Genomic DNA, 24,849 nt, shown 5'->3' on the forward strand with positions numbered 1-24,849 from the left:
GTCATGCTTTCGCCGAACCGTCAGGCGCGCCTCCCGGGCGCGCACGGAAGGCCGGCGGCGGCCGTCGTGCTCTGCGTCCTCGCCGTCGTCCTCGGACTCGCCCACCCGTCGGCCCTCGCGGCCCCGCAGCGGCACACCGCCGCCGTCTACGACGTGCGCGACTACGGCGCCAAGGGCGACGGGTCCACCAACGACACCCCCGCCGTCGACAAGGCCATCACGGCGGCCAACGCGGCCGGCGGCGGCACCGTCCGCTTCCCCGCCGGCACCTACAAGTCCAAGAACACCATCCACATGAAGAGCGACGTGACGCTCCAGCTCGACAAGGGCGCCACCCTCCAGGGCTCCTCGGCCGACACCTACGACGCCCCCGAGCCCAACCCGAACGACGCGTACCAGGACTACGGGCACAGCCACTTCCACAACGCCATGATCTACGGCGACCGGCTGACGAACATCGGCTTCACCGGCGAGGGAGTCATCGACGGCGCCGGCAACCTGATCACCGGCACCCCCAGGTCCGGTGAGGCCGACAAGATCCTGTCCCTGACCCGGTGTGACGGACTGCGGCTCGGCGACGGCCTCACCCTGCGCCGCGGCGGCCACTTCGCCGCCCTGGTCAACGGTTGCCAGAACGTCGTCTCCGACCGTCTGACCATCGACACCGCGAGCGACCGCGACGGCTGGAACATCATCTCCACCACCGACGTCACGGTCACCCACGCGCACATCGAGGCCAACGACGACGCCCTGGTCTTCAAGAGCGACTACGCCCTCGGCGCCAAGCTCCCCAACGGCCACGTCCGGGTCAGCGACTCCCACCTGTCCGCGCGCTGCTGCAACGCCCTGATGTTCGGCTCCGAGACCTGCGGCGACTTCTCCGACTACCGGTTCGAGAAGATCCGCATCGAGGGCGCCGGCAAGTCCGGGCTCGGCATGGTCTCCATGGACGGCGCGAAGATCTCCGACGTCCACTACCGCGACATCACCATGACGGACGTCCACTCGCCGATCATGCAGAAGACCGGCACCCGGAAACGGTGCGGGAACAGTCCTGGTGTCGGCTCGATCAGCGACATCACCTACGACCACATCAGGGCCACCGGCGGCAGCCCGTCCTTCAGCCCGACCCTGTGGGGCGAGAGCGGCCACCGGATCAGCCACGTGCGGTTCGACGACGTCGAGATCACCGTGCCCGGCGGCAACGGCACCATGTCCGCCGGCGTGCCCGACAACGACCCCACCGACTACAACCCGAAGAGCATCGGGACCCGGCCGGCCTACGGCTGGTACCTGCACGACGCCGACGACGTGCGCTTCACCGACAGCAGGGTGCGCTTCGCCGTCGACGACGGCCGCCCCGCCGTCATCGCCGACGCGGCGAGCGGCCTGCGCTTCACCCGGTTCACCGCCCAGAAGGGCGACGGCTCCCCGTACGACATGGGCTTGCGGAACGTCACCGGCTACTGCCTGAGCGACAGCCGCACCACCTCCGGCGGCGCCCTGCGGGTCTCGGCGAGCGGCTCCCGCCAGGACTGCTCCACGCCGGTGCGCCCGCGTGCGGCGGACGAGACCCGCCAGGCCTTCCTCCGCGACTCCGTCGGCGGCCTCTTCCTGCACTGGGGCCTGCGCACCGCGCCCGCCCACACGAGCTGCGCCGCCTGGGAGAAGGACGTCACCAGCGGCGGCTGGACGCCGGACTACTGGGTGAACGAGGCCAGGAAACTGCACACGCAGTATCTGGTCCTGGCGACCTTCCACAGCCGGCTGGGCTACGCCCGCCCCTGGCCGTCCGGGATCCCCGGCTCCTGCTCCACCCAGCGGGACTTCCTCGGTGAGCTGATCGGCGCCGCCAAGGCCAAGGGCATGAAGGTCATCCTCTACATGACCGACGACCCCCAGTGGCACGCCGAGGGCGGCCACGAATGGCTCGACTCGGCCGCGTACTCCGCCTACAAGGGCGAGGACGTGGACCTGACCACCCGCGACGGCTTCGGCCGGTTCTCCTACGACAACTTCTTCGAGGTCATGGACCGCTACCCCGACCTCGGCGGCTTCTGGATCGACAACGACAACGCCTACTGGGAGAGCCACCACCTCTACGAGCAGATCCGCGAGAAGCGCCCCTCGTACACGCTCAGCAACAACAACGAGGACACGCCGATCATGGACATGATCAGCAATGAGCAGAAGACGGGGATGACGCCGGCGTACGACTATCCGCAGGCCGTGTACACCGCCCAGCCTCGCCTGACCGAGGCGGACTTCAAACTGCCGTCGACCGGCGCCTGGTGGTACGACGGCTCCGATCCCGCGGTCGACCGGGGGCTCACCCTCGGCCGGCTGATCACCAACGCCGGTTCCTCGGTGAAGGCCCTGATGGCCGAGACCGCCCAGGTCAACGGCAGGTTCCCGGCCAACCAGGCCGCCTTCAACACCTTCGCGGACAGCTACCTCGACCCCGTCTGGGAGTCCCTGCACGGCACCGAGGGCGGCGGCTACATGTACGGCGGCCTCAAGCCCGGCTTCTGGAACGACGGCGCCCACGGCGTGACCACCATCGCCAAGGGCGACCCCGACCGGCAGTACGTCCACGTCCTGACCCCGCCCAGCACCGGGACCCTGCGCATCCGCGACAACGGCTACCGCGTCGCGTCCGTGAGCGACCTCCGTACCGGCAAGGCGGTGTCCTGGTCGCAGTCCGGCGGTGTGCTCACGCTCACCGGGCTCGGTGCCTGGGACCCGTACGACACCGTCTTCAAGGTGACCACGGCAGGCCGGCAGGGCATCCTGTCCGGCGTCACCGTCACCACGAGCGCCTCGGCGAGCGGCCACCCCGGCACCGCCGCCGGCGACGGCGACCACCTCACCTACTGGGACAACGGCAAGACCCTCCCCGTCACCCTCACCTTCGACCTCGGCTCGGCGAAGAGGGTGCGGTACCTCGGGCTCGACCAGCGCGAGGACTCCGTCGCCTACGCCCGCTCCGACACCGAGCAGTCGGCCCGGATCAAGGCGTACAAGGTGTTCCTGAGCGACGACGGCACGCACTGGGGGAGTGCCGTGAAGACCGGCCGGCTGCCGAGCGCACGCGGCGTCCAGGGCATCGACCTGACCGCCGCCACCGCCCGGTACGTCCGCCTGGAGGTCGACTCCACCTGGGCCGCCGCCACCGACACCACCCGCTACCAGCGGCTGCGGATCGACGAGGCCTGGGTCGGCACGTCGTACGCCACCCCGGCAACCGCCGTGCGCGTCCGCCCGGGCAACGGGCAGGCCGCCCTGCGCCCTGCCATGGGCCGGGACAGTTGGGGCTTCGTGCGGCGGCAGCCGGCAGGCGAAGATCAAGGCGCAGGCCGACGCGTCGGCCGCGGCCGGTCCGAAGGACCAGGGTTTCGTCCAGGCCGGCGGTCGGGTCAGCCCCGGTAGAGGGCCTCGACCTCGGTCGCGTACGCCTTCTCGATGGCCTTCCGCTTCAGCTTCAGCGACGGCGTCAGCAGGCCGTGTTCCTCGGTGAACGGCTGGGCCAGGATGCGGAAGGTGCGGATCGACTCGGCCTGGGAGACGAGGGTGTTGGCGGCGACCACCGCCCGCCGCACCTCCGTCTCCAGGTCCGGGTCGTGCACCAGCTTGGCCGGGGTCATCCTCGGCTTGCCGCGCATCTGGAGCCAGTGTTCGACCGCCTCCTGGTCGAGGGTGACCAGGGCCGCGATGTACGGGCGGTCGTTGCCGACGACGATGCACTGGTTGACCAGCGGGTGTTCGCGGACCCGCTCCTCCAGCACGCCCGGGGAGACGCTCTTGCCGCCGGAGGTCACCAGGATCTCCTTCTTGCGGCCGGTGATCGTCAGGTAGCCGTCCTCGTCCAGGGAGCCGAGGTCGCCGGTGGCGAGCCAGCCGTCGTGCAGGGTCTGGTCGGTGGCCTTGGGGTTGTTCAGGTACCCCTGGAAGACGTTCGAGCCGTGCAGCCAGATCTCCCCGTCGTCGGCGATGTGCACGGTCGTGCCCGGGATGGCCTGGCCCACGGTGCCGTAGCGGGTGCGCTCGGGCGGGTTGGCGGTCGCCGCGGCCGTCGACTCGGTCAGGCCGTACCCCTCGTAGATCTGCACGCCCGCGCCCGCGAAGAACAGCCCCAGCCGGCGGTCCATCGCCGATCCGCCCGACATCGCGTTCCGGATCCGGCCGCCCATCGCGGCCCGGATCTTCGCGTACACCAGCTTGTCGAAGAACTGGTGCTGCATCCGCAGCCCCGCCGAGGGGCCGGGCCCGGTGCCCCACGCCTTCGCCTCGACCGCCTCCGCGTACCTGACAGCGATGTCGACGGCCTTCTCGAACGGCCCCGCCTTGCCCTCCTTCTCGGCCTTGCGGCGGGCCGCGTTGAACACCTTCTCGAAGATGTACGGCACCGCGAGGATGAACGTCGGCTGGAAGGCGGCGAGGTCGGGCAGGAGGGCGGCGGCGTGCAGCTGCGGCTGGTGGCCGAAGCGGACCCGGCCGCGGATCGCGGCGACCTCCACCATCCGGCCGAAGACGTGCGCCAGCGGCAGGAACAGCAGCGTCGACGCCTCGTCCCCCTTCTTCGAGTGGAACACCGGCTCCCAGCGCTGGATCACGGTGTCCGCCTCGAACATGAAGTTGCCGTGGGAGATCACACAGCCCTTGGGGCGGCCGGTGGTGCCGGAGGTGTAGATGACGGTGGCCACCGAGTCCGGGGTGACCGCCTCCCGGTGCCGGTGCACCACCTCGTCGTCCAGGTGGGCCCCGGCGTCGTACAGCTCCTGCACACAGCCCGCGTCGAGCTGCCAGAGCTGGCGCAGCCGGGGCAGCCGGTCGATGACGGTGGCGATGGTCATCGCGTGGTCCTCGTGCTCCACGATCGCCGCGGCGACCTCGGCGTCGTAGAGCATCCAGAAGCACTGCTCGGCCGAGGAGGTGGGGTAGACGGGCACCACCTGGGCGCCGATGGTCCACAGGGCGAAGTCGAACAGGGTCCACTCGTAGCGGGTGCGGGACATGATCGCGACCCGGTCGCCGAAGCGGATGCCGCGGGCCAGCAGCCCCTTGGCGAGGGCCATGACCTCGTCGCGGAACTCGGCGGCGGTGACGTCCCGCCACTGCCCCGAGGCGTCCTTGCGGCCGAGCGCGATGTGCAGCGGGTCGGTCCGGGCATGGTCGAAGACGACGTCTGCCAGACCGCCCACCGGCGGCGGCGACGCCAACGGAGGGTTGGTGAACTCGCGCAACCTCGCTCCCCGTGTTCGCGCCTCAGTGACGTTGGTCCACGCACCGCACAGCGCCGTGAAAGCTACCCCACCCGATCGGCGTGCGGGAGGGGTGCGGAAACCGAGCAAACCTCACGTTCCGCCGGGACGGGGACCCTGAAATGCCCGCACATGGGGAAGGGCCGGACACAACTACTGACGGGTCAGTAAGTTTCGGTGCCGTAATCTCCACCGAATCTGTACGCGCCGATTACGGCACCACGCGCGCGGAACGGCCCCGGAACACGTCTCGCCCACGGGCCGCGGGAAGCCCCCCGGCACGGGAGCCGTGGGTCAGCCGCTGGTGCGTCGCAGGCGCTCGCCGCCCGCCAGGACCGCCGCCGCCAGCGCGTCCGCGGCGGCCTCGGCCGGGCCCCGGCGGTGGCCGTGGACGAGGACGAAGTCGACCTTGCCCAGCTCGGGCAGGCCGGCCCGGTCGGGCAGCCGGAACAGGCCCGGCGGGATCAGCCGCCGGGAGTGGGCCATCACCCCGAGGCCGGCGCGGGCCGCCGCGATCAGCCCGCTGAGGCTGCCGCTCGTGCACACGATCCGCCAGTCACGGCCCTGCCGCTCCAGCACCTCCAGCGCGCGGGCCCGGGTGATGCCCGGCGGCGGGTACACGATCAGCGGAACGGGCCGCTCGGGCTCCAGCCGCAGCCGCTCGGCGCCGATCCACACCAGGTCGTCCCGCCAGACCAGCTCCCCGCGCGGATCCTCCGGGAGCCGCTTGGCCAGCACCAGGTCGAGCTTCCCGGCGGCCAGCCGCTCGTGCAGGGTGCCGGACAGCTCGACCGTGAGCTCCAGGTCGACCTCCGGGTGGTCGTAGCGGAACGCCTCCAGGATCTCCGGCAGCCGGGTCAGGACGAAGTCCTCCGAGGCGCCGAAGCGCAGCCGGCCACGCACGCGCGTGCCGCCGAAGAACGCCGTCGCCTGCTCGTGCACCTCCAGGATGCGGCGGGCGAACCCCAGCATCGCCTCGCCGTCCTCGGTCAGCTCCACCGAATGGGTGTCCCGGGAGAAGAGCTGCCGGCCGGCCGCGTCCTCCAGTCGCCGCACGTGCTGACTGACCGTGGACTGGCGCAGCCCCAGCCGCCGGGCGGCCTGCGTGAAGCTCAGCGTCTGGGCGACCGCCAGGAAGGTGCGCAGGTGCGTCGGTTCGTACACCGTCCGAGCCTAGCCGCTCATCGCGGAACATGATGACAGTCAGAGCGGTATCCGGGATTCCCGATCAACGGCCGGAGGAGGACAATCGACGGGGGCCCTGCGGGCCCGCGACCGTACGTCACCCACAGCAATCGGAGCACCGTGAAACGCCTGCGCTGGCCGACCTGGATGCCGATCGACCCGTACATCGTGCTGCTGCTCGGCACGGTCGGTCTCGCCGCGCTCCTGCCGGCCCGGGGCACCGCCGCCGACGTGAGCTCGGGTGCCTCCACGGCCGCGATCGGGTTCCTCTTCTTCCTCTACGGCGCCCGGCTGTCCACCCGTGAGGCGCTGGACGGGCTCAAGCACTGGCGGCTGCACGTCACCGTGCTGATCTGCACCTTCGTCGTCTTCCCGGTGTTCGGGCTCGCCGCGCGCGGACTGGTCCCGGTCCTGCTGACCCAGCCCCTCTACCAGGGCCTGCTGTTCCTGACGCTGGTGCCCTCCACCATCCAGTCGTCCATCGCGTTCACCTCGATCGCCCGGGGCAACGTGCCCGCCGCGATCTGCGCCGGGTCCTTCTCCTCCCTCGCCGGCATCGTCCTCACGCCGCTGCTCGCGGCGGGGCTGCTCGGCGGTGACGCGGTCGGGTTCTCCGCCGACTCGGTGGTGAAGATCGTGCTCCAGCTGCTGGTGCCGTTCCTCGCCGGGCAAGTGCTGCGCCGCTGGATCGGCGGGTTCGTCACCCGGCACAAGAAGGTCCTCGGGCTGGTCGACCGCGGCTCGATCCTGCTGGTCGTCTACACCGCGTTCAGCGAGGGCATGGCCCAGGGCATCTGGCACCAGGTCAGCCCCGTGCGGCTGGCCGGACTGCTCGGCGTCGAGGCCGTCCTGCTGGCCGTGATGCTGGTGCTGACCTGGTACGGCGCCAAGGCGCTCGGCTTCGTCCGGGAGGACCGGATCGCCATCCAGTTCGCCGGGTCGAAGAAGTCCCTCGCCTCCGGGCTGCCGATGGCGAGCGTCCTGTTCGGCAGCCACGCCTCGCTGGCCGTCCTGCCGCTGATGCTCTTCCACCAGATGCAGCTGATGGTGTGCGCGGTCATCGCCAAGCGGCGCGCCCGTGACCCGGAGGCGGCCCCGGACGGCCCCGGCGCGTCAGCCGCGCACGCGGTCCAGGGGCAGCCACAGCACCGTGTCCTGCGGTGACCGCAGCACCCGCGGGTCGGCGAGTTCCGCGTCGGTGAGCGCCCGGTCCCAGACGCGCACCTCGTCCAGCGCGCCGGTGAGGAAGGCACGGCTGTCCATGCGCTGACCGAGGTGCACGCCGAAGGGGGAGTTGCGGCTGACGGAGCCCGGCACGTCGGCGGCGGAGGACAGCGCACCGTCGACGGACAGGGACAGCCGGCCCCCGCCGCGGCGGAGCACGGCGTGGTGCCACCGGCCGTCGTTGTACGCGGTGTCCGTGCGCACGGCCACGGTCTGCGGCGGGGCGGCTCCGTTCCGCACGGTGATCAGCCCCCGCACCCGGTGGTCCGCCGGCTCCCCGCGCAGCCACACCTGCGGCTGGCTGGTGCCGATCCCGCCCATCCACAGCAGCGGCTGCTCCCCGGCCGTCGCCGTGTACCGGAACCACAGCGACACCGTGAAGTCCTTCGTGCCCAGCGGGAGCCCGGTGCGGTACGGCAGGCGTACGGCGTCGTCGGTGCCGTCGAACTCCAGCGCGCCCCCGGACACCCCGTCCGTCTGCTCCGGCCCGCCCAGCACCGCCGCCGGGCGGGCGCGCGGGGCGAGGTCGGCGGTGACCGGATCGGGGCCGCGGCGCGCTCCGAGCCAGTCCTCGGTGAAGCGGGCGAAGCGGATCTCGTCGCGGGCGTCCACCGCGCCGCCCTCGTACAGCAGGCCGACCGTGCCGGAGTCGACGCGCACCAGGTCGGAGTAGCCGGACCAGTCCGTGGTGACCACCGCGGCGCGGTCGACGCCGTCCCAGGTCCGGCCGCCGTCGTAGGAGGAGCGGATCATCATCGTGCGGCGCCGGTCGGGATCGCCGGGGCAGGCGAGCAGCAGGCGGTCGCCCAGCCGCAGCAGCGCTCCCTGCACCTGCGGGGTGTACAGGTCCGGCAGGCCGCGGAAGGGCGCGTTGAAGCTGCCGCCGCCGTCGCGGCTGACGGCCTGGGTGCGGTGGCCGAGGTCGGTGCCGTCCTGCTCCCGTCCGCTGACCAGGACCGAACCGTCGCCGCGCTCGGCGAGCGTCAGCTCGGAGGGCTTCTGCCGGAAGGTGCCGTCGGCGGCGATGGGCCAGGTGTCGGTGGCGCCGATCCGCCAGTGGCCGCCGTGGTCGTCGCTGACGATCAGGGCCGCGTGGTTGGCGGTGACCCGGCTGCCGTCCCAGGTCTCGGTGTTCACCCCGAACACCAGGCGTCCGGCGTACCGGCCGCGGGTGAGCTGGATGCCGTGCACGGGACCGGTGGCGTACCAGGAGTTCCAGTCGGCGGGCAGGATCTCGGGGCTGAGATCGCGCGGCGGGGACCAGGTCCGGCCGTCGTCGTCGCTGTACTGCAGATGCGGGGTGCGGTCGCAGGGGACCGAGCAACTGGCGCTGTCCGTACGGCCCGTGTTGTACGTCTCCGCCAGCCAGACGCGGCCGGTGACACGGTCCACGACCGGGGCCGGGTTGCCATGGGTGTCGCCGGCACCCTCGTTGACCACCCGCAACGGGCCCCAGGTACGCCCGCCGTCGGTGGAGCGCTTGAGCACGATGTCGATGTCGGCCGCGTCCCCGCAGTTGAGGACGCGGCCCTCGGCGAACGCCAGCAGGGTGCCGTCGGCCGTTTCGACGACCGCCGGGATGCGGAAGCACGCGTACCCGGGGTCCTGGGCGGCCTTGAACAGCACCTGCTGCTCGAACACCGGGGAACCGGCCGCCGGCTGGGCGTGCGCCGGATGAGCGGGGAGGAACGGCAGGACCAGGCCCGCCGCGGTGGCGAGGGCTGATCCGATACGGGCGCGAAGACCTGACGGCACGGTGCGACCTGCCCTTCGTCGGCCGGACATCTGGACATCCGCACATCCCACGTCCAACGTGCGTCCCATGAACGGTAGTTGGCAGTGGCGCGGGTCACAAGAAGCGTGCGGACGGTCACGGACGCAGGACGACCTTGCCGAGGTTGGCCCGGCCCGTGATCACCTCGTGCGCCGCCGCCGCGTCCTCCAGGGCGAACTCCCCGTGCACGGCGGGCTTCAGGGCGCCCTCGGCGAAGAGTCGCCACAGCTCCCGCCGCCAGCGCTCGTACAGCTCCGGCCGGCCGCGGGCGATGAGCGCCATCTGGAAGCCGATCGCCGACTTGGCCCCCACCAGCAGGTCGTACGCCTGGACGGTGCCGCCGCCCGAGCTGTAGGCGACCAGGCGGCCGTGCGGGGCGAGGGTCGCGAGGGCCGGGGTGAGCAGCTCGCCGCCGACGGCGTCCAGGACGCAGTCGACGGGATCGCCCCAGCTCTCGTCGCCGTAGCGCACGCAGTCGTCCGCACCGACCGAGCGCACGAAGTCCGCCTTCGCCCGCCCTGACACGGCCCCCAGGACCCGCCCCGCGCCCCGCGCCCGCGCGAGCTGCACGGCGAGGTGTCCCACGCCGCTCGCCGCCGCCGTGACGAGGACCGACTCCCCCGGCGCGAGGCGGGCCGCCTCCAGTGCCCCCCGAGCCACCAGTCCGCTGCGCACCAGCGCCACCGCGGTCACGGGGTCCGCGCCGTCCGGCACCGGTGAGGCCATGGCCTCGTGCAGCAGGGCGTACTCGGCGTACCCGTGCCCGAAGCACAGCCCGGTCACCCGGTCACCGGCGCGTAAGCGGGTCACGCCCTCGCCGGCCGCCACCACCTCGCCCGCGATCTCACCGCCCAGCGGCACCGGCTCCGGAGCCTCGGTCACCTTGCGGACCACCGGGAGCGTGACCCCGACGGCCGCGCAGCGCACCAGCAGCTCACCGGGGCCGGGTACGGGGGCGGGCACCTCCTCCACGAACAGGGGGCCGCCGGTGGACTCGTACCGTACGCGACGCATCGAACCTCCAGGGGCCGGGCGTACCCGGCACACGCGAATCGTTGGGAACACCCATGAAATCGTTGGGAGCCCCAACGGTAGCGGAGAGTTCATTGGGAAGTCCAATGATTCTTCGGCTAGGCTGCCGTCATGGCCGAAGCACCCCTGCCCGCGATCCGCTCCCTGCCCAGCTGGCTCCTCGGCCGGGCCGCCGCACGGGGCCGTGCCCTGGTCGCCGAGGCCCTCGCGGCGGAAGGGCTGAAGATGTGGCACCACGTCGTCCTCTCCGCCGTCCGCGACCTCGCCCCGGTCGCCCAGGCGGACCTCGGCCGCGGCGTGCGCCTCGACCCGAAGGACGTGGTCGGCATCCTGAACGACCTGCAGTCCGCCGGTCTGGTGGAGCGCGCCCCCGACCCCCGCGACCGGCGCAAGAACGCCGTCTCCCTCACCGAGGAGGGCGCCCGTCTCCTCGTGCGCTGCGAGAAGGCCGCCCGCGAGGCCAACGACGAACTGCTCGCTCCACTGTCGGCCGCCGAACGCGATCAGTTCATGGGCCTGTTGATCCGGATTTCCGGCACGGACGGCTGACGACGGCTAACGTTCCGTCATGACCGCAGCTCCCATGCTCGATCCGCAGCGCACCGCCCTCCTCCTCGTCGACCTGATGGACCGCATCGTCGCGCTGCCCCTGGAACCCCGCAAAGGCACCGAAGTACTCGCTGCTGCCGAGGAGTTGGCGACCGCCTTCCGCCGCGCCGGTGCCCTCGTCGTCCTCGTCCGGGTCGAACGCCCCGCCGTAGCCGAACAGCCACCCGGCAGTGGGCTGGTGCCCGGCCTGCGCCGCGACGGCGACCTGGAGGTCGTCAAGCGGACCCTCGGCGCCTTCCAGGGCACCGCACTGGACGAGCGGCTGCGCGAACGGGGCGTCACCACCCTGGTGCTGGGCGGCATCGCCACCAACCTGGGTGTCGAGTCCACCGCCCGCGCCGCCGCCGACCTCGGCTACGACCTGGTCTTCGCCGAGGACACCATGGCAGCGTTCACCGCGGCCGAACACGATGCATCGGTACGCCTCGACTTCCCGAGACTGGGCACGGTGACGAGGTCGAAGGAACTGACCTTTGCCTGAACAGCCACCCGACGAGGGGCAAGGGCCCACCAAGCGCGACTGTCCCCGCGCGTCGGCCGCGAAGAGAGCCGCAGGGGGCGCGCCGGTGTCGAGACCGCGAACGCGCGGAGGCGCGAAGCGCTGAGCACGATCGCGGTCTCGACACCGGCTGAGGCGCCTCCGAAGGCGAACGAAGCGAAAATGACGGGACCCCGCAGGCGCAGGGGGCGCTCCCCGCCGGGCGGGGTCCCGCCGCCGTGCCGCGGGGACCGGTCAGCCCTGGGCGGCCGCCTCCCGCAGGGCGATCCGGTCCTGGCCCGCGTACACGTTCATCGAGCTGCCCCGGAGGAAGCCCACCAGGGTCAGCCCCGTCTCGGCGGCCAGGTCCACCGCCAGCGAGGACGGCGCCGACACGGCCGCGAGCACCGGGATGCCCGCCATCACCGCCTTCTGCGCCAGTTCGAAGGAGGCGCGGCCGGAGACCATCAGAATCGTCCGGGACAGCGGCAGGGCGTTGTTCTGCAGGGCCCGGCCGACCAGCTTGTCGACCGCGTTGTGCCGGCCGACGTCCTCCCGGGTGTCCAGCAGCTCCCCGTCCTCGCTGAACAGGGCCGCCGCGTGCAGGCCCCCGGTCCGGTCGAACACCCGCTGGGCCGCCCGCAGCCGGTCGGGAAGGCTCGCGAGCAGCTCGGGGGTGACCCGGAGCGGGGGAGTGTCGGCGATGGGCCAGCGCGCGGTCGTACGGACGGCGTCCAGGCTGGCCTTGCCGCACAGCCCGCACGAGGAGGAGGTGTAGACGTTCCGCTCCAGGGTGAAGTCCGGGAGCGTGACGCCCGGCGCGGTCTTCACATCGACCACGTTGTACGTGTTCGAACCGTCCACCGTCGCCCCGGCGCAGTAGACGATGTTCTGCAGGTCGGACGCCGTGGCGAGGACTCCTTCGCTCACCAGGAAGCCGGCCGCCAGCGCGAAGTCGTCGCCGGGGGTGCGCATGGTGATCGCGAGCGGTTTGCCGTTCAGCCGGATCTCCAGAGGTTCCTCGGCGACGAGCGTGTCCGGCCGGGTGGAGACCGCCCCGTCCCGGATGCGGAGGACCTTGCGTCGTTCCGTGACTCGTCCCATGGTCTGATCAGCCCCGGTTCTGTACGTGCTGGTAGCCGAAACGGCCCTTGATGCAGAGGTTGCCGTGGGTCACCGGATTGTCGTGCGGTGAGGTGACCTTCACGATCTCATTGTCCTGCACATGGAGGGTGAGTGTGCAGCCCACCCCGCAGTACGCGCAGACCGTGGTCGTCTCCGTCTGCCGCGACTCGTCCCAGTCGCCGGCCGCCCGCAGGTCGAACTCCCGCTTGGCGGACAGCGCCCCGGTCGGGCACACCTCCACGCAGTTGCCGCAGAACACGCAGGCCGAGTCGGTCAGCGGCGCGTCGTGCTCCACGGCGATCCGCGCGTCGAAACCGCGTCCGGCGACCGAGATGGCGAAGGAGTTCTGCCACTGGTCGCCACAGGCGTCGACGCACTTGTAGCAGAGGATGCACTTGGCGTAGTCGCGTACGTACAGCTCGTTGTCGATCTTCGGCTCGTCGTTGAGGCGCGCCGCGTCGGGGCCAAAACGGTCCGGCTTCGCCTCGTACTCCTTGATCCACTCGGCGGCCCGTGGCGTCGTCGACAGGTCGGCCGAGGAGGCCAGCAGCTCCAGGACGACCTTCCGGCTGTGCCGGACCCGCTCGGTGTCCGTGCGCACCTCCATGCCGGGCTCGGCCCGGCGCGAGCAGGCCGGCACCAGCGTCCGCGACCCCTCGACCTCCACGACGCACACCCGGCAGGCGTTCTTCGGGCGCAGGGTGTCGCCCTGGCACAGCGTCGGCACGTCCTTGCCCGCGGCCCGGCAGGCGTCGAGGACGGTGGCGCCCTCGGGAACCCGGGCCTCCTGCCCGTCGAGTGTGAACTCGACCAGCCGGCGCGGCACCCCGATCGGTATCGCGGTCATGAGTAGGCCCCCAGGCGGTCGATGGCGGATTCCACGGCGTTCCACGCGGTCTGTCCCAGACCGCAGATCGAGGCGTCCCGCATCGCCCGGCCGACCTCCCGCAGCAGGGCGATGTCGTCCGCGGCACCGGCGCCGGTGCGGTCCGCGATCCGGCGCAGCGCCTCCTCCTGCCGTACGGTGCCGACCCGGCAGGGCACGCACTGGCCGCAGGACTCCTCCCGGAAGAACCGGGCGATGCGCAGCAGCAGCCGGGGCAGCGGCACGGTGCCGTCGAAGGCCATCACCACCCCGGAGCCGAGCGTGGTGCCCGCCTCTCGGGTGCCTTCGAAGGTGAGCGGGAGGTCCAGCTCGTCGGGCCGTACGAATCCGCCGGCCGCCCCGCCGAGCAGCACCGCCCGCAGCCCCGCGCGCACGCCGGCCAGGCTCAGCAGCTCGCCCAGCGTGGCACCGAACGGCAGCTCGTACACCCCGGGCCGGTCCACGCTGCCGGAGACGCAGAACAGCTTCGGGCCGGTGGAGCGCGCCGTGCCGATCGCCGCGTACGCCGGGGCGCCCATGGTCAGGATCGGCAGGACGTTGACCAGCGTCTCCACGTTGTTCTCGGCGGTCGGCTTGCCGAACAGGCCCTTCTCCACGGGGAAGGGCGGCTTGCTGCGGGGTTCGCCCCGGTACCCCTCGATGGAGTTGAACAGGGCGGTCTCCTCGCCGCAGATGTAGGCGCCCGCGCCGCGCCGGATCTCGATCTCCAGGTGGTAGCCCTGGCCGAGGATGTCGTCGCCGAGCAGACCGCGGGCCCGTGCCTGGTCGATCGCGTGCTGGACCCGGCGGACCGCCCGCGGGTACTCACCGCGGATGTAGACGAAGGCCCGGTGCGCGGAGACCGCGTACGACGCGATCGTGATCGCCTCCACCAGCGCGAACGGATCGCCCTCCATCAGCACCCGGTCCTTGAAGGTCCCCGGCTCCGACTCGTCGGCGTTGCACACCAGGTAGTGCGGATGGTCCGGCTGCGACGCCGTGGCCTGCCACTTGCGGCCGGTGGGGAAGGCGGCGCCGCCGCGTCCGACCAGGCCCGCGTCCGTCACCTCCCGGATCACCCCGGCCGGGCCGAGCGCGAAGGCCCGGCGCAGCGCCGTGTAGCCGCCGTGCGCCCGGTAGTCGTCCAGCGAGGACGGGTCCACCACGCCCACCCGGCGCAGGAGGGTCAGCGAGGGGTCCCCCGCCTGCGGCACCGCCGTCACGGCCGGCGGCTCCTCGGGCGCCGCGTCGGGCGCGCCCGCCGCGTCGACGGCCTCCGTCACGGACACGGGCGCCGACACCGCCGTCCGCACCGGCTCGCCCGCCCGGACCGCCAGCGCGGCCGGGGCGCGTTCGCACAGGCCCAGACAAGGGGCACGCTCGACGCTCACCCCGCTGCCGGGGCCGAGCCGCGCCTCGATCCCGGCGCACACCTCCTCGGCACCGGCGGCCAGGCAGGCCAGGTCGGTGCAGACGTGCAGCACCGTGGCGGGGCGCGGCCGGACGGAGAACATGGCGTAGAAGGTGGCCACCCCGTACGCCTCGGCCGGTGGCACGGTCAGCCTGCGGCACAGATAGCCGAGGCCGCCCTCGCTGATCCAGCCGACGCGGTCGTTGAGGGCGTGCAGCCCCGGCAGCAGCAGATCGCGCCGGTCGCGGGCCGCCCGGCCGCCACGCGCCCATCGCAGGTCGGCGTCGGTGCGGTCCGCGCCCTCCCAGGCGGATTCGGGGGGTCCCAGCAGCGCGTCCACGGCGGCGCGTTCCTCGTCCGTCGGTTTGCTGTCGCCGAAGTGCAGGTCCACGGGTGGGTCACCTCACATAGGTCACTGCGGGCAGCTTCTCGATCCGGATCGCCGACGCCTTGAACTCCGCCGTCCCCGCGATCGGGCAGTTCGCCTCGATGGTCAGCTGGTTGGTGTCGACCTCGTCGGGAAAGTGCATGGTCATGAAGGCGAGGCCGGGGCGCAGGGCCGTGTCGATCCACACGGGCGCCACGACCGAGCCCCGCCGTGAGGACACCCGCACCTCCTCGCCGACGACGACCCCGTACCGCTCGGCGTCCTCCGGGCACAGCTCGATGTACTCGCCGCGCCGCAGCGGCGAGGCGAAACCGCCGCTCTGCACACCGGTGTTGTAGGAGTCCAGCCGCCGGCCGGTGGTGAGCCGGACCGGGTACTCCTCGTCGGTGAGGTCCACCGGCGGATCGTGCTGCACCAGCCCGAACGGCGCCGGCCTGCCCCGTCGCCCGGGGTCCGGTTCCCACAACCGGCCGTGCAGGAAAGGCGGTTCGAGCTCCTCCGTGCTCGGGCAGGGCCACTGGATGCCCTGGTGCTCCTCCAGCCGGGAGTACGTCATCCCGTAGTGGTCCGGGGACACCGACCGCAGCTCGTTCCACACGGCCTCCGCGTCGGCGTACTTCCAGTCGTGTCCCAGCCGGGCGGCCAGTTCGCAGATGATGTCGATGTCCTCGCGGGCCTCGCCGGGCGGGGTGACGGCCCGTCGCACCCGCTGCACGCGCCGCTCGCTGTTGGTGGTGGTGCCCTCGGTCTCCGCCCAGCCGGCGGTCGCGGGCAGCACCACGTCCGCCAGCTCGGCGGTCTTCGTGAGGAAGATGTCCTGGACGACCAGGAAGTCCAGGGCCTTCAGACGGCGCACGGCCTGCTCGCTGTCGGCCTCCGACTGGGCCGGATTCTCCCCGACGCAGTACACCGCGCGCAGCCGGCCGTCCTCCATCGCCTCGAACATCTCCGTCAGGTTCAGCCCGTAGTGCGGCTGGATGACGGTGTCCCAGGCCGACTCGAACTTCAGCCGGACGCCCGGGTCGAGGATGTCCTGGAAGCCGGGCAGCCGGTTGGGGATGGCGCCCATGTCGCCGCCGCCCTGCACGTTGTTCTGCCCGCGCAGCGGCTGGAGCCCGGAGCCGTAGCGGCCGACATGACCGGTGAGCAGGGAGAGGTTGATCAGCGCGCGGACGTTGTCGGTGCCGTTGTGGTGCTCGGTGATGCCGAGGGTCCAGCACAGCTGGGCCCGCTCGGCGCGGGCGTAGGCGTGCGCCAGCTCGCGGATGGCGCGGGCCGGTACACCGGTCACCTTCTCGGCCAGGGACAGCGTCCAGGGCTCGACCAGCTTGCGGTACTCCTCGAAGCCGGTGGTCGCCCGCCCGACGAACGCCTCGTTCACCAGCCCGGCGCGGATGATCTCCCGGCCGATCGCGTGCGCCATCGGGATGTCGGTGCCGACGTTCAGTCCGAGCCAGCTCTCCGCCCACTCGGCGGTGGAGGTCCGGCGCGGGTCGACGGCGTACATCCGGGCGCCGCCCCGGATGCCCTTCAGCACGTGCTGGAAGAAGATCGGGTGCGCGAAACGGGCGTTGGAGCCCCACATCACGATGACGTCGGTGTGCTCGATCTCCTCGTACGACGAGGTGCCGCCGCCGGAGCCGAACGCGGCCGACAGCCCCGCCACACTCGGCGCGTGACACGTCCGGTTGCAGGAGTCGACGTTGTTGGTGCCCATCACCACGCGTGCGAACTTCTGCGCCACGTAGTTCATCTCGTTGGTGGCGCGGGCGCAGGAGAACATCCCGAACGCGCCCCGGTTGCGCTCCAGGCCCCGGGCGGCGCGGTCCAGCGCCTCCTGCCAGCCCGCCTCCCGGAACGGCTCGTCACGACGGTCGCGGACCAGGGGGCGCGTCAGCCGGGTGTAGGTCTTCGGTTGCCGGTTCCTCATGCGGCGCTCCTCAGCGCGAGCAGGTCCGAGATGGCGTGCACGGTGCGCAGGGTGGGCACCTCCACGCCGGTGATCTCCGCGAGTTCGACCACGGCGGCGAGCAGCACGTCCAGCTCCAGCGGCTTGCCGCGCTCCAGGTCCTGGAGGGTGGAGGTGCGGTGGTCGCCGACGCGTTCCGCACCCGCGAGCCGGCGCTCGATGGAGACGCCCACCTCGCAGCCGAGGGCCTCGGCGACCCAGAGCGTCTCGCGCATCATCGTCTCGATGACCCGGCGGGTGCCGCCGTGCCGGCACATCTGCCGCATGGTGGCCCGGGCCAGGGCGCTGATCGGGTTGAAGGAGATGTTCCCGAGCAGCTTGAGCCAGATGTCGTTGCGCAGGTCCGGCTCCACGGGGCACTTCAGCCCGCCGGCCTGCATGGCCCCGCTCAGCTCCAGGCAGCGCGCCGAGACGCTGCGGTCCGGCTCGCCGAGGGAGAACCGGGTGCCCTCCACGTGCCGCACCACGCCGGGCGCCTGGAGCTCCGTCGCCGCGTAGACGACACAGCCGACGGCCCGTTCGGGGGCGAGGACGGCGCTGACGGCGCCGCCGGGGTCGACGCTCTCCAGGCGGTGGCCGTCGTGGGGGCCGCCGTGCCGGTGGAAGTACCACCAGGGGATGCCGTTCTGCGCGGCCACCACCGTGGTGCGCTCGTGCAGCAGGGGTGCGATCAGCGGCCCGCACGCCGCGTACGCGGTGGCCTTCAGGCCCAGGAAGACGTGGTCGACCGGGCCGACCTCGGCCGGGTCGTCGGTGGCGTGGGGGTGCGCGGTGAAGTCACCGCGCGGGCTGACCACGCGTACGCCGTGCCGCCTCATGGCCGCGAGATGCGGTCCACGGGCGATGAGGTGCACGTCGGCGCCGGCGCGGTGGAGCGCGGCACCGACGTAGGCGCCGATGGCACCGGCGCCGAGGACTGCGACTTTCACAGGGACGCTCCGTTCGGTTTGAGGGATACCGCGGAGGTGAGGACGGGAGCCGGCGGACGCGTCGGCTGAATCCTGTCGACGAAATATTGTCTACAGTATGGAGTTGGTGTCAGCAAGGGTGCGCGCGGCGACCGGTGCAGGGTTCGCGCGACGAACCCGGGCTCGCACGGCGACCGTTGAGCGCAGTGCGCATACCGTTCACCGCATACGGTCGACGGCCGGCTTCTCAACTCCCGTGCCCCGCCCTACCGTCCGGCGTCATGAGCAGCCCCCCTGTCGCACCCCCGGGCTGGAGCCGCTGGCTCGTCCCGCCCGCCGCCCTGTCCGTCCACCTCTCCATCGGCCAGGCCTACGCCTGGAGCGTCTTCAAGCCGCCGCTCGAATCCGCTCTGGATCTCGACGGCACCCAGAGCGCGCTGCCCTTCCAGCTGGCGATCGTGATGCTCGGGCTGTCGGCCGCGTTCGGCGGCACGCTCGTCGAGCGCAACGGGCCGCGCTGGGCGATGACCGTGGCCCTCGTCTGCTTCTCCTCCGGCTTCCTGATCTCCGCCCTCGGCGCCAGGACGGAGCAGTACTGGCTGATCGTCCTCGGCTACGGCTTCGTCGGCGGGATCGGCCTGGGCATCGGCTACATCTCGCCCGTCTCCACCCTGATCAAGTGGTTCCCGGACCGGCCGGGCATGGCCACCGGCATCGCCATCATGGGCTTCGGCGGCGGCGCCCTGATCGCCTCGCCGTGGTCGGCCCAGATGCTCGGATCCTTCGGCTCCGACAACGATGGCATCGCCCTCGCCTTCCTGGTGCACGGGCTGTCGTACGCCGCCTTCATGACCCTCGGCGTCCTCCTGATCCGGGTGCCGCGCACCGAGAAGCCCGTCGAGAGCGGGCCGGGCGCCGTCGACGGCGTGCAGGTGTCGGCCCGCGAGGCCGTGCGCACCCCGCAGTTCTGGTGCCTGTGGGTCGTGCTGTGCATGAACGTGACCGCCGGCATCGGCATCCTGGAGAAGGCCGCGCCGATGATCACGGACTTCTTCGCGGACAGCTCCACCCCCGTGTCGGCCTCGGCAGCGGCCGGCTTCGTCGCGCTGCTGTCGGCCGCCAACATGGCGGGCCGCATCGGCTGGTCCGCCACCTCCGACCGGGTCGGCCGCAAGAACATCTACCGTGTCTACCTCGGCGTCGGCGCGCTGATGTACCTGCTGATCGCGTTGTTCGGGGACACCTCGAAACCGCTGTTCGTGCTGTGCGCGCTGGTGATCCTCTCCTTCTACGGCGGCGGTTTCGCGACGATCCCCGCCTATCTGAAGGACCTCTTCGGCACCTACCAGGTCGGTGCCATCCACGGCCGGCTGCTGACCGCCTGGTCCACGGCCGGCGTGCTCGGGCCGCTGATCGTCAACTGGATCGCCGACCGGCAGGAGGCGGCCGACAAGCACGGCCCGTCGCTGTACGGAATGTCGTTCGGCATCATGATCGGCCTGCTCGTCGTCGGCTTCGTCGCCGGCGAACTCGTCCGTCCCGTCCACCCCCGCCACCACGTCCCCGCCCCCAGGGAGGCCGCAGATGCCCAGCGCCAGCAGCCCGCCTAGCCGCAGGGGCCTGATCGCCCTCGCCTGGCTGTGGGTGGGCACACCCCTCGCCTACGGCCTGTACGAGCTGGTGCGGAAGGCGACACAGCTGTTCACAGGGTGAAGGGCCGGGCGTCCGGGGGGGCTGAGGGAAGCCGACAACCCGGGCGCCCGATTCCTGTGGCTTCACCTGCCGTCGTACTCGCGAGTCACTGATCAGACTGTGGATCCCGCTACCCACGGCACGAGGGGATACCCCGGCATGAACGGCTCGCGCATCGCCGCCATCGGTCACTACCAGCCCGCCAAGGTGCTCACCAACGACGACCTGGCGGGCATGGTCGACACCAGCGACGCGTGGATCCGCAGCCGGGTGGGCATCCGGACGCGGCACATCGCCGGTCCCGACGAACCGGTCGACGAACTGGCCGCGCACGCCGCCGCCAAGGCCCTCGCCGCGGCCGGACTCGCGCCCGCCGACATCGACCTGGTGCTGGTGGCCACGTCCACCGCGATCGACCGCTCCCCGAACACCGCCGCCCGGGTGGCCGCCCGCCTCGGCATCCCGCGGCCGGCCGCGATGGACGTCAACGTCGTCTGCGCCGGGTTCACCCACGCCCTCGCCACCGCCGACCACACGGTCCGGGCGGGCGCCGCGACCCGGGCGCTCGTCATCGGCGCCGACAAGATGTCCGACGTCACCGACTGGACCGACCGCTCCACCTGTGTCCTCGTCGGCGACGGCGCCGGGGCGGCCGTGGTGGAGGCGTGCGGACCGGACCGCGAGCCGGGGATCGGGCCGGTGCTGTGGGGCTCGGTGCCCGAGATGGGGCACGCCGTGCGGATCGAGGGCACGCCGCCGCGGTTCGCCCAGGAGGGGCAGAGCGTCTACCGCTGGGCCACCACCCGGTTGCCGGCCATCGCCCGCCAGGCCTGCGAGAAGGCCGGGGTGGCACCCGAGGACCTCGCCGGGGTCGTGCTGCACCAGGCCAACCTGCGGATCATCGAGCCGCTGGCCGAGAAGCTGGGAGCCGTCAACGCGGTGGTCGCCCGCGACGTCACCGAGTCCGGCAACACCTCGGCCGCCAGCATCCCGCTGGCCTTCTCCAAGCTGGCCGAACGGGGAGCGCTCAGCACGGGCGACCCGGTGCTGCTGTTCGGTTTCGGCGGCAACCTGTCGTACGCCGGTCAGGTCGTGCGGTGCCCGTAGCGGGCGCCCGGCGCCCATACGAGCCGCAGGGGGCTCGGTTGCGTACTCGGCTGGATTGCCCCGTGCTTCCGTACGCCTGGTGCTGAATACTGTGCACCGTAGACTGTAGACGAAAGACAATTGATACTGAGCCGAAGTGAGCGTCTCAGGGTCCACGCGTCAGACCTGCTCAGGAGGGGACCGCGATGTTGTCGACCGGACTGCCGCAGGGGGCGGTGCCCAAGCTGGAACGGCCCGGCCCGCTGCGTGAGCGCGTCTACGAGGCGCTGCTGGAACTCATCACCACCCGCGCCCTGCAGCCCGGCCAGCACCTCGTGGAGAGCGAACTCGCCGGACACCTCGGCGTCTCGCGGCAGCCCGTGCGCGAGGCCTTGCAGCGGCTGAACACCGAGGGGTGGGTCGATCTGCGGCCCGCGCAGGGCGCGTTCGTGCACGAGCCGACCGAGGAGGAGGCCGACCAGCTCCTCACGGTCCGCACCCTGCTGGAGGCGGAGGCCGCCCGGCTGGCCGCCGCGCACGCGGACAGCGCCGGCATCACCGTGCTGGAGGAGCTGTGCGCCGAGGGCGAGGCGGCGGTGGCGGCCGAGGACGTGGACCGCGCGGTCGCCCTCAACGCCGCCTTCCACGCCAAGGTGATGGAGCTGGCCGGCAACACCGTCCTCGCCGGGCTCGCCGCCCAGGTGGACCGGCGGGTCCGCTGGTACTACACGCCGGTGGCCCGGCAGCGCGGCCGGCAGTCGTGGCGCGAGCACCGCGAGCTGATCACCGCGATCGCCGCCCGTGACGAGCAGCGCGCCACCCGGCTGATGCGCGCGCACACCGAGCACACCCGGCGCTCGTACCACGAGCGGAACGCGACCTGACCGGGTCTCCGGGCAGCCCGCCCGGGCCGGGGGTGAGCCGGCGCCACCCCACAGGGAACGCCCCGGCCGACGCCGAGTCCCCCCTCCCCGGCCGACGAGCCGGTCGGGGAGGGGGGACACCGGTCGAGCCCGGCGGTCAGGTGGCCGGGTGCGGCTTCACGGCCGGTACCGGCTCGCCGCCGGCGGTGCGGCCCGGCTGGCGCAGCAGGAGCGCGAGCGCCGCCGCCACCATCGAGACACCGCCGGCCAGCGCGTAGGCGCCGTTGTAGCCCCAGGCGCCGACCACCATCGAGCCGAGGCCGCCGCCGAACAGGCCGCTGACCAGCTTGCCGCTGTACACCAGGCCGTAGTTGGTGGCGTTGTAGTTCTCACCGAAGTAGTCCGGGGTCAGCGCGGCGAACATCGGGTAGAAGGCGCCGCCGCCGAAGCCGGAGAGGAAGGCGAAGAACAGGAACAGCCACTCGCTGCGGACGTCACCGGCCCAGATGACGCCGAACTGGGCGAGTCCGAGGACGACGATGACGAAGACGAGGGTCGTCTTGCGCCCCCAGTGGTCCGACAGCCAGCCCACGACACCGCGGCCGATGCCGTTGATGACCGCCATCACGCCCATCGAGGACGCCGCCACCAGCGGGCCGAAGCCCACCTCCTTGGCGAAGTCGACCTGGAAGGAGATCCCGAAGATCGACACGCCGGCGGTCATCACGATGGAGATCCACATAAGGGGCAGCATCCCGGTGCGGATGGCCTCCTTGGGCGTGAACTGCCGTACGGCGGGCGGGTTCTTCGCCAGCGACCGGGCGTTCTTGCTGTCGCCGGAGAAGGTGAGCGGGTCGATGTCCGCCGGCCACCAGTTCTTCGGCGGGTCCTTGAAGAAGAACGCCGAGGCGAACACGACGATCATCACGTAGACGCCGATGAGGTCCAGGACCCGGTGGTAGTTCTCCGTGTCGAAGGCGTAGTTGAAGATGAAGATGAACGGCAGCGAGCCGTACGCGAAGCCGCCGTTGACGAAGCCCGTGCGGGCGCCGCGCCGTTCGGGGAACCATTTGCCGACCATGTTGATGCACGTCGCGTACACCAGCCCGGCGCCGATGCCGCCGACCACGCCGAAGCCGAGGATCGCCAGCCACACGTCGTCCAGGTGCGACAGGGCCAGGAACCCGAGCAGGCACAGGCCGGACCCCGCGTACATCGCACGGCGGGCGGTCAGGACGCCTCTCTCGCGCAGCCAGCCCGCCGGGAAGGCGATGCCGGCCTGGAAGAACACCCAGACGCTGAGGATCCAGAAGGTGTTGGACTGGGTCCAGCCGTGCGCGTGCGAGAGGGTGTCCTCCGCGGAGCCGTACGCGTACTCGAAGACGCTGATCGCCATCATGGCGATCCACGGCAGGTAGACCATCAGCTTGCGGGAGTGGCCGAGGATGTCCCGGTCGGTCTCGCCCACGCGGTAGACGCGGCCGTGCGAGTCGGTCACCTCGCGATAGGGACGTGGTGCGGCGTGCAGGTCGGCCGAGAGTGGATCTGCCGTCATGCTTATGCCATCTCCTCACCGAGGGGGTGCGGGTTGGGGACGATGCGCCGGGCCTTCGGCCTGCCCGGGGCCTTCAGGAAGAGCGCCAGTACCGCGGAGGCCAGCCCGACGGAGCCCGCGAGGACGAACGCGCCGTGGTAGTCCCACGCGTCGACGACGACCGCGCCCAGGCCCGAACCGACGAGCCCGGAGACGAGCTTGGAGCTGTAGACCATCCCGTAGTTGGAGGCGTTGTTGTTCTCGCCGAAGTAGTCCGCCGTCATGGCCGCGAACAGCGGGAAGATCGCCCCGCCGCCGAAACCGGAGACCATGGAGCACAGCAGGAAGAACGGCATGCTGCCCATCTGGCCGGACACCAGCACACCGAACTGCGCCGAGCCGAGCACGACGCACACGATGATCAGTGTGTGGCGGCGCCCGTAGCGGTCGGATATCCAGCCGATGACCCCGCGCCCGGTGCCGTTGACGATGGCCTTCAGGGACATCGCCGTCGCCACGATCCCGCCCGCGAAGCCCATGTCCTTGCCGAACGGCACCTGGAAGGCGATGCCGAAGATATTGATCCCGGCCGTGCACAGCAGACAGAACCACATCATCCACAGAACAGGGGTACGGGCCGCCTCCTTGGGGGTGTACTGCTTCACGGCCGGCGGGTTCTTCTCCAGCGCCCGCCGGATCTTCGGGTCGTGGGTCACCATGAGCGGGTCGACGTGCGCGGGCCACCAGTTCTTCGGCGGGTCCTTGAAGAACCAGCCGGCGGACGCCACCACCAGGCACAGTCCGACGCCGACCGTGACCAGCACGTTCCGGTAGTTGCCCAGGTCCATGTACGACGTGAACAGGAACACGAACGGCACCGAGCCGTAGGCGAAGCCGCCGTTGACGAAGCCGGTCTTGCCGCCCTTGCGCTCCGGATACCACTTGCCGACCATGTTCACGCAGGTCGCGTAGACCAGGCCGGCGCCGATGCCGCTGCACATGCCGAAGCCGAGGTAGGCGACGGCGACGTGCGGCGCGTACGCCAGTGACAGATAGCCCAGCAGCGTGCCGACCGCGCCGAGCAGCATCGCCGTACGGGCGGGCAGCCGGCCGCTCTCCCGCAGCTGCCCCGCCGGGAAGGCCACGGCCGCCTGGAAGAACACCCAGACGCCCATCAGCCAGAAGATGTGCCCGTTGCTCCACAGATGCGCCTCGTGGAGCGTGTCCTCCGCCGACGTGAACGCGTACTCGGCGGAGCTGATGCCCATCATGCCCACCCAGGGCAGGACGACCATCCAGGTGCGCCTGCGGCCCATGATGTCGATGTCGGACTCGCCGACCCGGTACACGCGCCCGTTCCGGTCCGTCACTTCCCGGTACGGCACGGACGTCGAGTAATCGGTCGTTCTCATCGCTCACCCCTTGCGTCGAAAGTTCTGGCCAGC

General features: G+C 71.6%; 19 protein-coding genes. 8 read left to right on the top strand and 11 right to left on the bottom strand.

The window, feature by feature from the left end; all coding sequences use genetic code 11:
• Positions 1–3 precede the first annotated feature (3 nt).
• Complete coding sequence (locus ACH4LD_RS23350) at positions 4–3,429, top strand: glycosyl hydrolase family 28 protein (protein WP_398053683.1); 3,426 nt, start codon at positions 4–6, stop codon at positions 3,427–3,429.
• On the opposite strand, the gene ACH4LD_RS23355 is transcribed toward ACH4LD_RS23350, so the two are convergent.
• Both ACH4LD_RS23355 and ACH4LD_RS23360 read right to left on the bottom strand, forming a co-directional pair.
• Positions 3,417–5,243 carry an AMP-dependent synthetase/ligase gene (locus ACH4LD_RS23355; protein WP_398053684.1) on the bottom strand — a complete coding sequence of 609 codons (1,827 nt, stop codon included), beginning with the start codon at positions 5,241–5,243 and terminating at the stop codon, positions 3,417–3,419. The two genes, ACH4LD_RS23350 and ACH4LD_RS23355, sit on opposite strands and share 13 nt — an antisense overlap.
• Before the next feature lie 312 nt (positions 5,244–5,555).
• Positions 5,556–6,425, bottom strand: a complete 870-nt coding sequence (locus tag ACH4LD_RS23360) for a LysR substrate-binding domain-containing protein (RefSeq protein ID WP_398053685.1) — start codon at positions 6,423–6,425, stop codon at positions 5,556–5,558.
• A gap of 168 nt (positions 6,426–6,593) precedes the next feature.
• Here ACH4LD_RS23360 and ACH4LD_RS23365 point away from each other — a divergent pair, with 168 nt between their 5' ends.
• Complete coding sequence (locus ACH4LD_RS23365) at positions 6,594–7,610, top strand: bile acid:sodium symporter family protein (RefSeq protein ID WP_398054114.1); 1,017 nt, start codon at positions 6,594–6,596, stop codon at positions 7,608–7,610.
• On the opposite strand, the gene ACH4LD_RS23370 is transcribed toward ACH4LD_RS23365, so the two are convergent.
• Positions 7,560–9,425 (bottom strand): exo-alpha-sialidase, encoded by a 1,866-nt coding sequence (locus ACH4LD_RS23370; RefSeq protein WP_398053686.1) that lies wholly within the window; start codon positions 9,423–9,425, stop codon positions 7,560–7,562. The two genes, ACH4LD_RS23365 and ACH4LD_RS23370, sit on opposite strands and share 51 nt — an antisense overlap.
• A 115-nt stretch (positions 9,426–9,540) precedes the next feature.
• The gene (locus ACH4LD_RS23375; protein ID WP_398053687.1) at positions 9,541–10,458 is read right to left on the bottom strand and encodes a zinc-binding alcohol dehydrogenase family protein; all 918 of its coding nucleotides are present in this window, start codon (positions 10,456–10,458) and stop codon (positions 9,541–9,543) included.
• 129 nt (positions 10,459–10,587) lie between these two features.
• Here ACH4LD_RS23375 and ACH4LD_RS23380 point away from each other — a divergent pair, with 129 nt between their 5' ends.
• Positions 10,588–11,025: a MarR family winged helix-turn-helix transcriptional regulator gene (locus ACH4LD_RS23380; protein WP_189886858.1), complete on the top strand. Its 438-nt coding sequence runs from the start codon at positions 10,588–10,590 to the stop codon at positions 11,023–11,025.
• A gap of 19 nt (positions 11,026–11,044) precedes the next feature.
• On the top strand, positions 11,045–11,566 hold the full coding sequence (locus ACH4LD_RS23385; RefSeq protein ID WP_398053688.1) for an isochorismatase family protein: 522 nt from the start codon (positions 11,045–11,047) through the stop codon (positions 11,564–11,566).
• Positions 11,567–11,818: 252 nt separating this feature from the next.
• On the opposite strand, the gene fdhD is transcribed toward ACH4LD_RS23385, so the two are convergent.
• The 5 genes from fdhD to ACH4LD_RS23410 are packed head-to-tail and all read right to left on the bottom strand — an operon-like array spanning position 11,819 to position 18,250.
• On the bottom strand, positions 11,819–12,667 hold the full coding sequence (gene fdhD, locus ACH4LD_RS23390) for a formate dehydrogenase accessory sulfurtransferase FdhD (protein WP_398053689.1): 849 nt from the start codon (positions 12,665–12,667) through the stop codon (positions 11,819–11,821).
• Positions 12,668–12,674: 7 nt separating this feature from the next.
• The gene (locus ACH4LD_RS23395; protein WP_398053690.1) at positions 12,675–13,535 is read right to left on the bottom strand and encodes a 2Fe-2S iron-sulfur cluster-binding protein; all 861 of its coding nucleotides are present in this window, start codon (positions 13,533–13,535) and stop codon (positions 12,675–12,677) included.
• Complete coding sequence (locus ACH4LD_RS23400) at positions 13,532–15,355, bottom strand: NADH-ubiquinone oxidoreductase-F iron-sulfur binding region domain-containing protein (protein WP_398053691.1); 1,824 nt, start codon at positions 15,353–15,355, stop codon at positions 13,532–13,534. The genes ACH4LD_RS23395 and ACH4LD_RS23400 overlap by 4 nt, the downstream gene beginning before the upstream one ends.
• 7 nt (positions 15,356–15,362) lie before the next feature.
• The gene (locus ACH4LD_RS23405) at positions 15,363–17,282 is read right to left on the bottom strand and encodes a molybdopterin oxidoreductase family protein (RefSeq protein ID WP_398053692.1); all 1,920 of its coding nucleotides are present in this window, start codon (positions 17,280–17,282) and stop codon (positions 15,363–15,365) included.
• The gene (locus ACH4LD_RS23410; RefSeq protein ID WP_398053693.1) at positions 17,279–18,250 is read right to left on the bottom strand and encodes a 2-dehydropantoate 2-reductase; all 972 of its coding nucleotides are present in this window, start codon (positions 18,248–18,250) and stop codon (positions 17,279–17,281) included. Before ACH4LD_RS23410 ends, ACH4LD_RS23405 begins: the two co-directional genes overlap by 4 nt.
• Before the next feature lie 260 nt (positions 18,251–18,510).
• Between ACH4LD_RS23410 and ACH4LD_RS23415 the strand changes: the two genes are divergently transcribed.
• The 4 genes from ACH4LD_RS23415 to ACH4LD_RS23430 all read left to right on the top strand — a co-directional run bounded on the left by ACH4LD_RS23415 (position 18,511) and on the right by ACH4LD_RS23430 (position 21,891).
• Positions 18,511–19,839, top strand: coding sequence for an OFA family MFS transporter (locus ACH4LD_RS23415; protein ID WP_398053694.1), 1,329 nt, complete (start codon positions 18,511–18,513; stop codon positions 19,837–19,839).
• Positions 19,814–19,942 carry a hypothetical protein gene (locus ACH4LD_RS23420; RefSeq protein WP_398053695.1) on the top strand — a complete coding sequence of 43 codons (129 nt, stop codon included), beginning with the start codon at positions 19,814–19,816 and terminating at the stop codon, positions 19,940–19,942. The genes ACH4LD_RS23415 and ACH4LD_RS23420 overlap by 26 nt, the downstream gene beginning before the upstream one ends.
• Before the next feature lie 138 nt (positions 19,943–20,080).
• Positions 20,081–21,028, top strand: coding sequence for a beta-ketoacyl-ACP synthase III (locus ACH4LD_RS23425; RefSeq protein WP_398053696.1), 948 nt, complete (start codon positions 20,081–20,083; stop codon positions 21,026–21,028).
• Positions 21,029–21,213: 185 nt separating this feature from the next.
• Entirely contained in the window at positions 21,214–21,891 is a 678-nt protein-coding gene (locus ACH4LD_RS23430; RefSeq protein WP_103813342.1) for a GntR family transcriptional regulator, read from the top strand.
• 136 nt (positions 21,892–22,027) lie between these two features.
• Here ACH4LD_RS23430 and ACH4LD_RS23435 read toward each other — a convergent pair whose 3' ends face one another.
• Positions 22,028–23,425: an OFA family MFS transporter gene (locus ACH4LD_RS23435; RefSeq protein WP_398053697.1), complete on the bottom strand. Its 1,398-nt coding sequence runs from the start codon at positions 23,423–23,425 to the stop codon at positions 22,028–22,030.
• A 2-nt stretch (positions 23,426–23,427) separates the two neighbouring features.
• The gene (locus ACH4LD_RS23440; protein ID WP_132782694.1) at positions 23,428–24,816 is read right to left on the bottom strand and encodes an OFA family MFS transporter; all 1,389 of its coding nucleotides are present in this window, start codon (positions 24,814–24,816) and stop codon (positions 23,428–23,430) included.
• Positions 24,817–24,849 lie beyond the last annotated feature (33 nt).

Origin of the sequence: Streptomyces sp. NPDC017676 (assembly GCF_044329325.1) — a bacterium.
GTDB lineage: Bacteria > Actinomycetota > Actinomycetes > Streptomycetales > Streptomycetaceae > Streptomyces.

Bases quoted from the DNA above. Each gene is read 5' to 3' on its own strand.
- ACH4LD_RS23350 (WP_398053683.1), top strand. From the start codon at position 4: ATGCTTTCGCCGAACCGTCAGGCGCGCCTCCCGGGCGCGCACGGAAGG.
- ACH4LD_RS23365 (WP_398054114.1), top strand. From the start codon at position 6,594: ATGCCGATCGACCCGTACATCGTGCTGCTGCTCGGCACGGTCGGTCTC.
- ACH4LD_RS23375 (WP_398053687.1), bottom strand. From the start codon at position 10,458: ATGCGTCGCGTACGGTACGAGTCCACCGGCGGCCCCCTGTTCGTGGAG.
- ACH4LD_RS23380 (WP_189886858.1), top strand. From the start codon at position 10,588: ATGGCCGAAGCACCCCTGCCCGCGATCCGCTCCCTGCCCAGCTGGCTC.
- ACH4LD_RS23385 (WP_398053688.1), top strand. From the start codon at position 11,045: ATGACCGCAGCTCCCATGCTCGATCCGCAGCGCACCGCCCTCCTCCTC.
- fdhD (WP_398053689.1), bottom strand. From the start codon at position 12,667: ATGGGACGAGTCACGGAACGACGCAAGGTCCTCCGCATCCGGGACGGG.
- ACH4LD_RS23395 (WP_398053690.1), bottom strand. From the start codon at position 13,535: ATGACCGCGATACCGATCGGGGTGCCGCGCCGGCTGGTCGAGTTCACA.
- ACH4LD_RS23405 (WP_398053692.1), bottom strand. From the start codon at position 17,282: ATGAGGAACCGGCAACCGAAGACCTACACCCGGCTGACGCGCCCCCTG.
- ACH4LD_RS23415 (WP_398053694.1), top strand. From the start codon at position 18,511: ATGAGCAGCCCCCCTGTCGCACCCCCGGGCTGGAGCCGCTGGCTCGTC.
- ACH4LD_RS23420 (WP_398053695.1), top strand. From the start codon at position 19,814: ATGCCCAGCGCCAGCAGCCCGCCTAGCCGCAGGGGCCTGATCGCCCTC.
- ACH4LD_RS23425 (WP_398053696.1), top strand. From the start codon at position 20,081: ATGAACGGCTCGCGCATCGCCGCCATCGGTCACTACCAGCCCGCCAAG.
- ACH4LD_RS23430 (WP_103813342.1), top strand. From the start codon at position 21,214: ATGTTGTCGACCGGACTGCCGCAGGGGGCGGTGCCCAAGCTGGAACGG.
- ACH4LD_RS23435 (WP_398053697.1), bottom strand. From the start codon at position 23,425: ATGACGGCAGATCCACTCTCGGCCGACCTGCACGCCGCACCACGTCCC.
- ACH4LD_RS23440 (WP_132782694.1), bottom strand. From the start codon at position 24,816: ATGAGAACGACCGATTACTCGACGTCCGTGCCGTACCGGGAAGTGACG.